The 12579-nt window shown below is 41.2% G+C and carries 12 protein-coding genes; 4 read left to right on the top strand and 8 right to left on the bottom strand.

Annotated features, from left to right (window positions below; translation table 11 throughout):
* The first annotated feature begins 216 nt into the window (after positions 1–216).
* The 3 genes from mreBH to NSQ34_RS06845 all read left to right on the top strand — a co-directional run bounded on the left by mreBH (position 217) and on the right by NSQ34_RS06845 (position 2771).
* Positions 217–1224, top strand: coding sequence for a rod-share determining protein MreBH (gene mreBH, locus NSQ34_RS06855; RefSeq protein WP_024424745.1), 1008 nt, complete (start codon positions 217–219; stop codon positions 1222–1224).
* Between the two features lie 74 nt (positions 1225–1298).
* Positions 1299–1430 carry a protein YkpC gene (locus tag NSQ34_RS06850; RefSeq protein WP_003210922.1) on the top strand — a complete coding sequence of 44 codons (132 nt, stop codon included), beginning with the start codon at positions 1299–1301 and terminating at the stop codon, positions 1428–1430.
* Positions 1431–1538: 108 nt separating this feature from the next.
* Positions 1539–2771 carry an aminopeptidase gene (locus NSQ34_RS06845; RefSeq protein ID WP_034281621.1) on the top strand — a complete coding sequence of 411 codons (1233 nt, stop codon included), beginning with the start codon at positions 1539–1541 and terminating at the stop codon, positions 2769–2771.
* Between the two features lie 38 nt (positions 2772–2809).
* Here the strand turns inward: NSQ34_RS06845 and NSQ34_RS06840 are convergent, their stop codons facing one another.
* Entirely contained in the window at positions 2810–4429 is a 1620-nt protein-coding gene (locus tag NSQ34_RS06840) for an ATP-binding cassette domain-containing protein (RefSeq protein ID WP_024426884.1), read from the bottom strand.
* Positions 4430–4572: 143 nt separating this feature from the next.
* Between NSQ34_RS06840 and NSQ34_RS06835 the strand changes: the two genes are divergently transcribed.
* A complete protein-coding gene (locus NSQ34_RS06835) occupies positions 4573–4848 on the top strand; it encodes a hypothetical protein (protein WP_024424743.1) in 276 nt (91 codons plus the stop codon).
* A gap of 63 nt (positions 4849–4911) precedes the next feature.
* Here NSQ34_RS06835 and lepB read toward each other — a convergent pair whose 3' ends face one another.
* The 7 genes from lepB to NSQ34_RS06800 all read right to left on the bottom strand — a co-directional run bounded on the left by lepB (position 4912) and on the right by NSQ34_RS06800 (position 12570).
* A complete protein-coding gene (lepB, locus tag NSQ34_RS06830; RefSeq protein ID WP_029706712.1) occupies positions 4912–5484 on the bottom strand; it encodes a signal peptidase I in 573 nt (190 codons plus the stop codon).
* 211 nt (positions 5485–5695) lie between these two features.
* Complete coding sequence (locus NSQ34_RS06825) at positions 5696–7588, bottom strand: PTS fructose transporter subunit IIABC (protein WP_024424741.1); 1893 nt, start codon at positions 7586–7588, stop codon at positions 5696–5698.
* A gap of 13 nt (positions 7589–7601) precedes the next feature.
* Complete coding sequence (gene pfkB, locus NSQ34_RS06820; RefSeq protein ID WP_034281616.1) at positions 7602–8513, bottom strand: 1-phosphofructokinase; 912 nt, start codon at positions 8511–8513, stop codon at positions 7602–7604.
* Complete coding sequence (locus NSQ34_RS06815) at positions 8510–9265, bottom strand: DeoR/GlpR family DNA-binding transcription regulator (RefSeq protein ID WP_039178192.1); 756 nt, start codon at positions 9263–9265, stop codon at positions 8510–8512. Before NSQ34_RS06815 ends, pfkB begins: the two co-directional genes overlap by 4 nt.
* Positions 9266–9585: 320 nt before the next feature.
* Positions 9586–10779 carry an ABC transporter permease gene (locus NSQ34_RS06810; protein ID WP_024426880.1) on the bottom strand — a complete coding sequence of 398 codons (1194 nt, stop codon included), beginning with the start codon at positions 10777–10779 and terminating at the stop codon, positions 9586–9588.
* The gene (locus NSQ34_RS06805; RefSeq protein WP_034281612.1) at positions 10766–11467 is read right to left on the bottom strand and encodes an ABC transporter ATP-binding protein; all 702 of its coding nucleotides are present in this window, start codon (positions 11465–11467) and stop codon (positions 10766–10768) included. The genes NSQ34_RS06810 and NSQ34_RS06805 overlap by 14 nt, the downstream gene beginning before the upstream one ends.
* Positions 11464–12570: an efflux RND transporter periplasmic adaptor subunit gene (locus NSQ34_RS06800; RefSeq protein WP_176967461.1), complete on the bottom strand. Its 1107-nt coding sequence runs from the start codon at positions 12568–12570 to the stop codon at positions 11464–11466. The genes NSQ34_RS06805 and NSQ34_RS06800 overlap by 4 nt, the downstream gene beginning before the upstream one ends.
* Positions 12571–12579: the final 9 nt, after the last annotated feature.

Below are 12579 nucleotides of genomic sequence, written 5' to 3'. Positions count from 1 at the left end.
CGTAGACGTAAGAGATTCTTAAAAGGTTTCTCCTCTATAAAAATTTTTTTCATAAAAGAAAAAACAAAGGGAAAATTTATTGTGATTGTCAAAATGATACTTGAATTTTACAGATTCATTTCAAGGTGATCACAAACCCCCACAAATGACATCAACCCTCTGAACTTTTAAATGTAAAATTGTTTAAAACAGCAAAAATAGAGATTGGGTGAAAACATGTTTCAAAATGCCGAAATTGGAATTGATTTAGGAACAGCTAACATATTGGTTTATAGTAAAAATAAGGGAATTATTTTAAATGAACCGTCCGTCGTAGCAGTCGATACAGAAACAAAGACTGTACTTGCCGTCGGATCAGAAGCAAAAGAAATGATCGGGAAAACACCTGGGAAAATTGTTGCGATCCGTCCGATGAAAGACGGTGTCATCGCTGATTATGATATGACAACAGATTTACTTAAACAAATCATGAAAAAAGCAGGAAAAAATATCGGGTTTACCTTCAGAAAGCCAACTGTCGTTGTATGTACACCTTCTGGTTCAACAGCTGTTGAGCGCCGCGCCATCAGCGATGCTGTGAAAAACTGCGGAGCAAAACATGTGCATTTAATTGAAGAACCTGTTGCAGCTGCAATCGGTGCTGATCTTCCGGTAGACGAGCCTGTTGCGAACGTCGTAGTCGATATTGGCGGCGGAACAACAGAAGTTGCGATCATTTCATTTGGCGGCGTTGTCTCTTGTCATTCGATCCGAATTGGCGGCGATCAGCTGGATGAAGATATCATTACGTTTGTCAGAAAGAAATATAACCTATTAATCGGCGAACGGACTGCCGAGCAGGTGAAAATGGAAATTGGATATGGTCTTATTGAACATGAGCCTGAATCATTAGAAGTGCGCGGTCGCGACCTTGTGACAGGTCTGCCAAAAACGATCACACTTGTCTCTCATGAAATTCAAGGCGCCATGCGAGAATCACTTCTTCATATTTTAGAAGCGATCCGTGCCACATTAGAGGACAGCCCTCCAGAGCTAAGCGGAGATATTGTAGACCGCGGCGTCATTTTAACTGGCGGAGGCGCTCTTTTAAATGGAATTCAAGAATGGCTTTCTCAAGAGATTGTTGTTCCAGTCCATATTGCAGCCAATCCCCTTGAATCTGTTGCCATTGGAACAGGTCGTTCATTAGAAGTGATCGACAAATTGCAAAAAACTTTAAAATAATCTTCTTGTTCTACTTCTTTTTTTGTCATTTTGATCATATCGTGAGAAATGGATAAACGTGAAGGAGGAAGAACATGTTGCTTGATTTAGGTAAACGGGTCGTTGTCACAGTCATTTTAACGGGTATTATTTTAGGAGGAATGAGCCTGTCGTTTTCACATATGCCGCCTTCTAATGCACAGCCTGTGAAACAACTGAACCGCTAAAAAAGCCGCACGAAAGCGGCTTTTTTATTTTGGCTTTAAACGGGCTCCCCATTTTCCTTTTCGGTCATAAATCTGATATGATGAACATGACTAAAGGAGGGGTTTTTTATGAGTTCATTTGAAAAACAACTAGATCAATATGCGAAGACCATCGTTGAAGTCGGTGTGAATGTACAAAAGGGGCAGGAAGTCGTTGTATCCGCATTTACTGAATCTGCACATCTTGTTCGTCTTGTAGCGAAACACGCGTATGAGCGCGGGGCGAAAAACGTACATATCCGCTGGAGTGATGGTGTTCTCACCCGTTTAAAGTATGAACATGCACCGCAAGATGTATTTGAGCAATTCCCTGAATGGGAAGCACAGATGATGGAAACCATCGCAAAACGCGGAGGCGCTTTTATTACCATCCTGTCAGAAAGCCCTGACCTTTTGCGAGGCATTGATTCGAAAAAAATCGCTGCACAGCAAAAAGCTGCTGGTTCAGCACTACATACATATCGTCAATACGTTCAATCTGACAAAGTCGCTTGGACAGTCGTAGGTGCTGCATCAAAAGAATGGGCGAAAAAGATTTTCCCTGACCATACAGATGAAGAAGCTGTCACGTTATTGTGGGATCAAATCTTTAAAGTCGCACGCGCTGATCAAGCAGATCCAGTTGAGGCTTGGAAAAAGCATGATGCGTCATTAAACGAAAAGGTCAAAATACTCAATGAACGCCACTACCACAAGCTTCATTATGAAGCACCTGGCACAGACTTAACGATCGAGCTTCCAGAGCAGCATATTTGGGTAGGTGCTGGCAGCGTAAGTGAACGCGGCGTTTCGTTCATGGCCAACATGCCGACAGAAGAAGTCTTTACCGTACCGAAAAAAGACGGTGTAAACGGGACAGTCTCAAGCACAAAGCCGCTCAGCTATGCTGGAAACATCATTGATGAGTTTTCATTAACCTTTGAAAATGGCCGGATTGTGGATGTGAAAGCAAAAGAAGGCGAAGATATGTTAAAATCTCTCGTTGAAACAGATGAAGGCTCTCATTATCTAGGTGAGGTTGCCCTCGTACCAGATGATTCACCAATTTCTAACTCAAATATTCTTTATTACAATACACTTTACGATGAAAATGCATCAAATCACCTTGCCATCGGCAGCGGATATGCGTTTAATATCGAAGGCGGAAAAGAAATGAAACGAGAGGAATTGGATGCTGCGGGTGTGAACAGCAGTATTACACACGTTGATTTTATGATTGGTTCAAAGGAAATGAATATTGACGGAATCACAAAAGACGGGAAACGCGAACCGATCTTCCGAAATGGAAACTGGGCGATTTAATCAAAAAAAGACATCCACATTTGGATGTCTTTTTTGTGTTATGCGTAAAGCTCTTCAAGTCTTTTTTGGATGTCTTGATCTGATAAAAACTCATCATATGTTGTTTGTTTATCGACGATGCCATTTGGCGTCACTTCGATAATCCGGTTTGCGACTGTTTCAACAAACTGATGGTCATGAGATGAGAAGAGCATGGCTCCTTTAAAGCTCATGAGACCGTTATTCAGCGCTGTAATGGATTCTAGGTCTAAGTGGTTCGTTGGCTCATCCAGCAGCAAAATATTCGCTCCAGACAGCATCATTTTTGATAACATACAACGAACCTTTTCTCCTCCTGATAAGACACTTGCTTTTTTCTTCACTTCTTCCCCAGAAAAAAGCATACGTCCTAAGAAACCACGCAGGAAGCTTTCGCTTTGATCATTCGGAGAATATTGACGGAGCCAATCAACGAGATCAACATCGTTTCCTTCAAAGTATTCACTATTATCTTTCGGGAAAAAGGCTTGTGACGTTGTGACGCCCCATTTAAATGATCCGCTGTCTGGCTCCATTTCACCAGCAAGGATTTTAAATAATGTGGACACAGCAAGCTCATTACGGCTTAAGAACGCAATTTTATCTTCGCGGTTCATAATAAAGCTGACATTATCCAGTACTTTTACACCGTCAATTGTTTTTGATAGACCTTCTACTTGAAGGACATCATTTCCGATTTCGCGCTCTGGTGCAAAATGAACATACGGATATTTACGTGAGGACGGCTTAATGTCATCTAAAGAGATTTTATCAAGCAATTTCTTTCTTGATGTCGCTTGCTTCGATTTAGAAGCGTTCGCACTAAACCGGGCAACGAATTCTTGAAGCTGCTTAATTTGTTCTTCTTTTTTCTTATTTGCTTCTTGGCTTAGTTTCAGCGCTAACTGGCTGGACTCATACCAAAAATCATAGTTACCGACATATACTTGGATTTTTCCGAAATCAAGATCCGCAATATGAGTACATACTTTATTTAAGAAATGACGATCATGCGAAACGACGATGACGGTATTTTCAAAGTTAATGAGGAACTCTTCGAGCCACTGGATTGCTTGTAAGTCCAAGTGGTTCGTCGGCTCATCGAGAAGAAGAACGTCAGGCTTGCCAAATAAAGCTTGAGCTAAAAGTACTTTTACCTTTTCAGAACCGCCAAGCTCAGACATTTTCTTCGATTGAAGGCTTTCTGGAATGCCAAGACCCTTTAATAGGATCGCTGCTTCACTTTCAGCTTCCCAGCCGTTTAATTCGGCAAATTCACCTTCAAGTTCTGCTGCACGAATCCCGTCTTCATCTGAGAAATCAGGTTTCATATAGATCGCATCTTTCTCCTGCATCACGTCATATAGACGTTTGTGACCCATGATGACGACTTTCAGCACTTCAAACTCTTCGTATTCAAAGTGGTTCTGTTTTAAAATCGCTAAACGCTCGCCAGGACTCATATGAACATCGCCCGTTTGAGGCTCAATTTCGCCAGAAAGAATTTTTAGGAACGTTGATTTACCAGCTCCATTGGCACCAATTAATCCGTAACAGTTGCCAGGAGTGAATTTAATATTTACTTCTTCAAATAGTTTACGATCAGCAAAGCGCAAACTAACATTATTTACTGCAATCATTTATTAATCCTCCATCACTCATTCATCATTATGAAGTATAACATGAATAACGTTTGATAGAAACGTCTCTCGCTAAGAACGAAGGCTTTTTGTCTATTATGATATAATAAACGGGAATGATTGATTGAAGGAGTTCGGGCGATTTGAGATTACTCACACTGATGGAATACTGTTTATTGATTTTCTTTATGGGCATTTATTTATCTGCAACAGGCTTTAATGCGAGGGACTTTGGCCTTTATATTGGGCTTGTCCTGATTTACACACTGGTTCACATCTTTTCCAAACGCTTTTTACAAAAGCGGGGAAAAGAAAACCAAAAGATCGGATTGTTTCGATCCGTTTTAGCCATTACCGGATCTGTGTTCGCTTCTGTTCTTGCGATTGTGATCATTGTGACGGTGCTCACACCAAATTAAAAACGACCCTTCTGTAAGGGTCGCTCGTTCAAGTACCTTTCTCTTGCCCATGAGAAGGTGCTTTTATTTTGTCTGTCGAATATCGCCAAATGGGAAGAAAACAAATTCTGATGTCCCGACAACCCGATCCTTTTCAATGAGGCCAAGTCCATTTCGGCTGTCCATGGAATTGAGTCTGTTGTCCCCCATCACAAAGTAATCGTTTTTCGGTACTTTTACTGGACCAAAATCTCCAGTTAAATGCACTTCATACTCTTTCGCATGCGCCTTGTTCTCTTTTAAATAAGGCTCATCTACTTTTTTTCCATTAATGTAAAGCGTATCATCCTTCATTTCAATCGTATCACCTGGAAGGCCGATTAATCGTTTGACATAATGAATCTTCTGACCATCTTTTCCATTAATAATCACGATGTCACCGCGTTTCACACCACCGAGATAGTTAATGGTTTTGTTGACAAACAGCTTTTCCCCGTCATGAAGTGTCGGTTCCATTGACTCCCCTTCCACCACATACGGTTCAAATATAAACGTACGGATGAGCAAGACGAGCGCAAGTGCGATTAAAATGGCTTTGATCCATTCAAATAGTGAACTTTTCTTCTCTGTTTTGGCTTGCTTCGCATCAGATTGAATTTCATTTTCGTTTTGTTTGTTTTCTTCGTTCAAAATACTGCTTCCTCCTAAGACTTTCTGCTAAAAGACTTGAAACGTGAATTGAATAACTTTACTTTATCATATGTCATTTAAAAATTCACAAAACAACCATCTAATTAGATATTTTTTCCTAATTCACTGATAATTAAACAAAAAGAAGCACCGTTTTACACGATGCTTCTCTCCTGCATTACGCTTCTTGTCTGACTGGTTTTTTCAAAATACCCAGTAAAATCGCTGTCACAACGGCACCGATTAAGATGCTGATGATATAAAGAACTGGATGATTTGTTACCCAGAAAACAAATAGTCCGCCATGCGGTGCAGGAAGCGTCACTCTGAAGAATTCCGTTAATCCGCCAGCAACTGCTGCACCAATAACAGCTGAAGGAATCACACGAAGAGGATCTGCCGCCGCAAATGGGATCGCTCCTTCCGTGATGAAGGCAGCTCCCATGAAGTAACATGTAATCCCTGCTTCACGGTCACGTTTTGAGAACTTATTTCTAAAGATCGTTGTTGCAAGTGCAATACCTAGTGGTGGTACCATTCCGCCTGCCATAATTGCAGCATGCGGTGCATAGTTGCCAGCAGCAATCATTGCAAGACCAAATGTGTAAGCCGCTTTGTTAATTGGGCCTCCCATATCAATTGCCATCATACCAGCTAAAATAATACCCATTAAGACAAGGTTTCCCGTACCTAATGATTCAAGCCAATGTGTTAATCCGTCCATCACCATTTTCACTGGTGTGTTGACAATATAATGCATGATAATGCCTGTGAAGAAAATACCGAACAATGGATACAGCAGAACCGGTTTAATCCCGTCGAGTGTCTGCGGTACGAATGTGAATACTTTTTTGAGCAGCACAACAATGTAACCTGCTAGGAAACCAGCAATCAATCCGCCTAAGAACCCTGCACCTGCTGCTGACGCCATAAAACCACCGACCATACCTGGCGCAAAACCTGGACGATCTGCAATACTCATGGCAATAAATCCAGCCAATACCGCAACGATTAAGGCAAGCGCATTATCGCCGCCAATTCCTTTTAAGACAGCTGCAAATGAATTAAATGAAGGGTCCTTAGGATCTGCTGAGTTAATGCCCCAGAAGAATGAAATCGCAACAAGGATACCGCCTCCGACAACAAATGGAAGCATGTTACTTACACCACTCATTAAGTGCTTGTAAAATCCGCTTCTTCCTTTGCCAGATGATTCATTTTCCTCTTTAGAAGAACTGCCGCCTGAACCTTTATAAATCGGCGCATCTTGATTGATTGCTTTTTCAATTAATTCCTGTGGACGGCGAATACCAGCTGTTACAGGGACTTCAATGACATGCTTGCCTTTAAAGCGTTCCATTTCTACTTGCTTGTCCGCTGCCACAATGATGGCTGGTGCTTCTTCAATTTCTTTTGCTGTAAGGGCATGTTTAATACCGCCAGAGCCGTTTGTTTCAACTTTAATGTCAACGCCCATTTCTTTTGCTTTTTCTTTCAAAGCATCTGCTGCCATAAATGTATGGGCAATGCCTGTCGGGCAAGCGGTTACCGCTAAAATTTTAGCGGGTTTTCCTTCTGCAGCCGGCTCCTCTTGAACTTCCTCTTCTTCTTCATCATCTTGATCATGTGTATTGATGATCTCAATGATTTCATCTTCAGTCGCCGCTTCAAGGAGCTGCTTTCGAATTTCTTCACGCATAAGAAGTGTGGATAAACGAGAAAGTGCCTCTAAGTGCGTGTTGTTTGCGCCTTCAGTTGCGGCAATCATAAAGACAAGATGACTCGGCTGTGCGTCTAGTGATTCATAATCTACACCAGCAGTTGAGCGGCCAAATGCAATAGCAGGCTCTTTTACACTCGCTGTTTTAGCATGCGGGATGGCAATTCCTTCGCCAATACCAGTAGAGCTCTGTTTTTCACGATTGATCACAGCTTCTTTGTAGCCCTCTTTATCATTTAACTTGCCTGCTGTATCTAAAACAGTGACCAGCTCTTCAATGACTGCTTCTTTCTGCTGGCTGTCTAATTGAAGCTTAATGGTATGCTTCGTGAGTAGTTCTGTAATTTTCATGATGACTCCTCCTTTAAATGCGTGTGACTTTTACTTGTGGTAATAGTGTGTCAACAAGCTCTTTTGTGCCAAGCTCCTCAGAAAAGGCTGTAGCGCTTCCTGAAGTAACACCAAGCTTAAATGAATCTTCAATTGAAAGGCCTTTTGAAACGCCGGCTAAAAACCCTGCAACGACTGAATCTCCTGCTCCAACTGAATTAACGAGCGTTCCCTTTGGAACATTGGACTGATAGATTCCTTCTTTACTGAATAAAAGGGCGCCATCTCCAGCCATGGAGACGATGACATGTTCAGCACCTTGTTCTAACAGCTTTTTCCCATAAGGAATTGCTTCTTCTGCTGATGAAATACTCGTCTCAAACATTTCACCCAGTTCATGATGATTTGGCTTCATTAAGAATGGTTTCATGTCAGCTGCTTTTTTTAACGCTTCGCCAGAAATATCAAGAACAACTCTTACACCTTGCTCTTTGCAAACTTCAGCAATACGCTCATATGTGTTATGAGGTAATGAAGAAGGAATGCTGCCAGCTAAAACCACGACATCTCCTTCAGTTAATGAAGAAAATTGAGATAGAAATGACTCAAATTGCGCTTCAGTAATTGATGGGCCGAGTCCGTTGATTTCTGTCTCTTCACCTGTTTTTAGTTTCACATTAATTCTTGTATCTTCTGACACCTCGTGAAAGGCTGTTTGTAATTGTTCGTTCTGTAAAAAATCCTGAATATATTTGCCTGTAAATCCACCAATGAATCCAAGTGCTTTTGATTCAACACCGTGACGTTTTAATAGCCTTGAGACATTAATTCCTTTACCACCTGGATATTTTTGATCATAGGTTGAACGATTTAAACCGCCGACTGCAAAATCCTCCACGTGTACAATGTAATCAACTGATGGGTTTAAAGTAACTGTATAAATCATGTTTTCACTACCTTTATAACCGTTTTTTCATGGTAATTATCGAATGAATCCTCTTTTGCGTCGTTTGTGATAATGGTGGCTTCCTGTAAACTAGCAAAGGTTGAAAACGATATTTCGCCAAACTTCGAGGCATCTGATAAGATATAGGTTTTTTTCGCCTGTTTCATGGCTCTTTTTTTCATGAGTGCTTCCTCTGGATCAGGCGTTGTAAAACCCGCCTCGGGATGAATGCCGTTTGTCCCAACAAAGCTTTTGTCAAAACGATAATTTTCCATCGCTGTCAAAGCTGCGGCTCCCACCATGGCTCCTGTTCGATGTTTCACTGATCCGCCTATCAAGTAAAAGGTAATGCCTTTTCTCATAAGTGCTTCAATGTGCATCACACCGTTTGTCACCACAACAATATCTTGATCTGGATCGATATATTCAATCATTTGCTGTGTGGTTGTACCTGCATCTAAATAAATACAGTCGCCCTGTTTTAAAAGAGATGCCGCTGCCTCTGCTACCAATGACTTTTCTTGAAGGTTTTTGGCAGACTTCTCAAATACATCTGGTTCAAGGCGAATACTCGAAATCTTGGCTGCTCCTCCATGAACCCTTTTAAGAAATCCTTTTTCTTCAAGGGCTGATAAATCTCTTCTAATTGTAGATTCAGACGCATCCGTCATCATCGTTAAGTCCTGTATTTTAATGACATCATTTTCTTCTAAGCTGTCAATAATGAGTTGATGTCTTTCCGGTGTTAACATGAGAACACCCCTTTTGAAAACGTATTCATTTTGCGCGCACCTTTATTGTAATCGCTTTTTTCAACATTATCAATACAAAACAATCAAATACATTCAATAACTATCAAAATCTTTCACCATGGTCATCTTACCTTTATATGTACCATTTGTAAACTGAAAAATATGTGACATTAAGATGAAAGTCATGATATTAGCATTTCTATCATTTTTTATTTCATTCAATGGAACTAAAAAAAGCTTTTATGCGGTTTGCATAAAAGCTTTTGATGTGTAATGAAGACAAATGTAAACCATTTGTATGCTTTAAATTCTTCTCCGAATCATTCATACCTGAGCGATTCAATGGGGTCTAGTCTCGCTGCTTTATTCGCAGGAATTAACCCAAAAACAATACCAATGAGCATACTAAACAGTACGCCTCCACAAACCACTTGCCAAGATACGAGAGACGGCCAGCCGGCAAATAGTGATACTAGCGAAGCGCCGCCTAAACCAAGTGCAATTCCCATCAGCCCGCCGATGAGTGTTAAAACGACAGACTCGATTAAAAATTGAACGAGAATTTGCGCCCTTGTTGCTCCCATCGCCTTTCGAATACCGATTTCTCTTGTCCTCTCTGTCACAGAAACGAGCATAATATTCATTACACCGATGCCGCCGACAAGTAAAGAGATTCCGGCTATTGAGCCAATGATCGTTGTCATAACGGACGTTATTTGACCGATCCCCTCTGCGATTTCTTCCATATTGATCATTTCGTAAGCATCTTCTGTATGATGATTTTCATTTAGTATGACAGCCGCGCTCTTTCCTACTTCCTTCATTTGATCCGCATGTGCGACTTGAATAGACAACTTATCATATTCATTCATACCAAATGTGGAGGTGAGCATCGCAAATGGGACATATATTTCATTCATATCAAATGAAAACATCCCTTTCTGTTTTGCTAACACACCGATGACTTCAACTGGCTGTCCGTTCATCCAAATCAGTTCACCTAATGCCTTTTGTCCATTGAATAGTTCTTTTTGTAAGCCATCCGAGATGAGGGCAGCTCTTCTGCCGCTTCTAAAGTCAATATCTCTTAAATTCTGTCCTTCTGCGATTTGTAATGAATGTACATCCGTATACCCCTCATTTATGCCGTTAACTGTCGCATCAACTGTCGTATCTTGAAATCTCAGCTGCATTCCTTGTGCAGTCGAGGAGGCGACCTGCTTCACCCCATTGATTGTCCTAATGCTTTTTATGTCTTCCTCAGTAAATGAGGCTTCGAATAAAGCATTTGGATTTGCATTTAACTCTTCGTCAGAAGGCGTATATGTCATATCAATGGTATTGTTTGGACCTGAAATCGATCCTTTTAACATTTGCTCACCGCCTTGACCGATCGCCACGACTGCAATGACTGATCCAACACCAATAATAATCCCAAGCATCGTTAAAATAGAACGTAATTTATGAGCTAAAACCGAATTCAGCGCTATTTTGATATTTTCAAAGAGTTTCATTCATAGCGTCCCCTTGCATCCATCTATCTTCAACAAGCCGTCCATCTCTCACAACGACCGTACGGTTTGTATACGCAGCTATTTCTTCTTCATGGGTGACAAGCACAATCGTTGTCCCTTCCTCATTCAGCTGTGTAAACTGTTCCATAATTGACATGCTTGTTTTTGAGTCGAGCGCACCAGTCGGTTCGTCTGCCAAAATAAGCTGAGGCTTATTGACAATCGCTCGTGCAATTGCCACCCTTTGCTTTTGTCCTCCTGACAACTCACTTGGCATATGTTTCATTCGATCTGCCAAACCAACCTTTTCAAGTGCCAATTCCGCACGTTCTTTTCTTTCCTTTTGGCTGATCCCAGCGTAAATCATCGGAAGTTCAACATTGCGTCTCGCATTTAACCTTGGCAGGAGGTGAAATTGCTGAAAAACAAATCCAATGGATTGATTTCGAATGACCGCGAGCTCTTGATCCTTTGCTGCTGACAGCTCTGTACCTTGAAAATGATATTGTCCCGTCGTCGGGCGGTCTAAACAGCCAATAATATTCATTAACGTTGACTTTCCAGAGCCTGACGGGCCCATAATGGACATATACTCACCTTTTTCAATGACAAGATTCATGTCACTTAATACATCAAATGTTTCGTGTGCGACCTCATAGCTTTTTGTTACGTTGGAAAGCTGAATCATTCAGCATTCACTTCCATTCCGTCATACATGTCATCTGCTATATGAGCAATGATTTGATCCTCTGCCTTGACACCTTTTGTCACTTCAAGATCATGACCTGACGTTTCCCCTATGACCACTTTTACTTTTTTCAGTACATTTTCTCGAACAACATAAACGTATTGTCCATCAGTCTCTTTTTTTACTGCTGTTTCAGGAATTGTTTGCGCTTGGCGCTTATCTGTTTCAATTTCCATGATCATTTTAAAACCAGGCTTCGCCTCAGGTTTCTTCCCCTTTATTTCAACTTCAACAGGATATTGAACCGTTTGATCGCTCGAAGTTGTTTCGGCCGCAGTCTGGACAGGAACAGCACCTACTTTTTTCACGACTCCTTGCCAGCTCTTCCCGCGAATGACATCAGACGTTACCTTCACTTTTTGTTTCTTTTTGATTTTGATGGCATCATACTCTGAGATCAAACCCCGCACGATCATTTTTTTCTCATTACCAATATGGATGATCGGCTGCCTATCTTCCGGCCCCCCTGCTCCGGCCTCTTGCTCAATGGAAATCACTGTTCCATCAATTTTACTATGTACGGTTAAATCTTCTATTTGCGCCTTTACTTTTTCTTGGCTGATCTCTGCTTGCTTTTGTTCTAATTCAGCCGCTTTCAGTTCTAATTGAAGCTGATCTCGCTCGCTTTTGGCATTAGCGTCAGAACCGCCTGCTTTTTTCTCATCTAATTCACTCAGCCTATTTTGCAATTGTTCCAATTTTAATGTACTTGACTCAGCGGCTAATGCTTGCTGCTGCTCCTCAAGCTCCAGTTCCTTGTTTTCATATGTAAGAAGCGGCGTTCCAGCCTTTACCTTTTCCCCTTCTTTCACAGCAATTCCCTTCAATTTCCCCTTTTCCTCTTCTTCATAGATGAACTGCTCTTCAGAGAATGAAAGTGTCCCGGGTGTCATCACCGTAGATGTGATTTCTTTCGGCGTGAGTTTGACTGTTTTAATCGCTGCTGTAGAAACAGGCTTTGCTTGGTTTTTCGCAATATTAAATCCAATAAATAGTCCAATCACAATAATTAAAATAGATCCGATGATGATTTTCTTTCTCATAAAAACATT

It is taken from the genome of Bacillus sp. FSL P2-0069 (assembly GCF_038593315.1).
GTDB lineage: Bacteria > Bacillota > Bacilli > Bacillales > Bacillaceae > Bacillus > Bacillus safensis.
The sequence above is the reverse complement of the archived record's forward strand: the minus strand, read 5'-3'. Positions and strand labels throughout refer to the sequence as shown.

Coding starts and splice junctions, on each gene's coding strand:
- mreBH (WP_024424745.1), top strand. CDS start 217: ATGTTTCAAAATGCCGAAATTGGAATTGATTTAGGAACAGCTAACATA.
- NSQ34_RS06850 (WP_003210922.1), top strand. CDS start 1,299: ATGTTGCTTGATTTAGGTAAACGGGTCGTTGTCACAGTCATTTTAACG.
- NSQ34_RS06845 (WP_034281621.1), top strand. CDS start 1,539: ATGAGTTCATTTGAAAAACAACTAGATCAATATGCGAAGACCATCGTT.
- NSQ34_RS06840 (WP_024426884.1), bottom strand. CDS start 4,429: ATGATTGCAGTAAATAATGTTAGTTTGCGCTTTGCTGATCGTAAACTA.
- NSQ34_RS06825 (WP_024424741.1), bottom strand. CDS start 7,588: ATGAAAATTACAGAACTACTCACGAAGCATACCATTAAGCTTCAATTA.
- pfkB (WP_034281616.1), bottom strand. CDS start 8,513: ATGATTTATACAGTTACTTTAAACCCATCAGTTGATTACATTGTACAC.
- NSQ34_RS06815 (WP_039178192.1), bottom strand. CDS start 9,265: ATGTTAACACCGGAAAGACATCAACTCATTATTGACAGCTTAGAAGAA.
- NSQ34_RS06810 (WP_024426880.1), bottom strand. CDS start 10,779: ATGAAACTCTTTGAAAATATCAAAATAGCGCTGAATTCGGTTTTAGCT.
- NSQ34_RS06805 (WP_034281612.1), bottom strand. CDS start 11,467: ATGATTCAGCTTTCCAACGTAACAAAAAGCTATGAGGTCGCACACGAA.
- NSQ34_RS06800 (WP_176967461.1), bottom strand. CDS start 12,570: ATGAGAAAGAAAATCATCATCGGATCTATTTTAATTATTGTGATTGGA.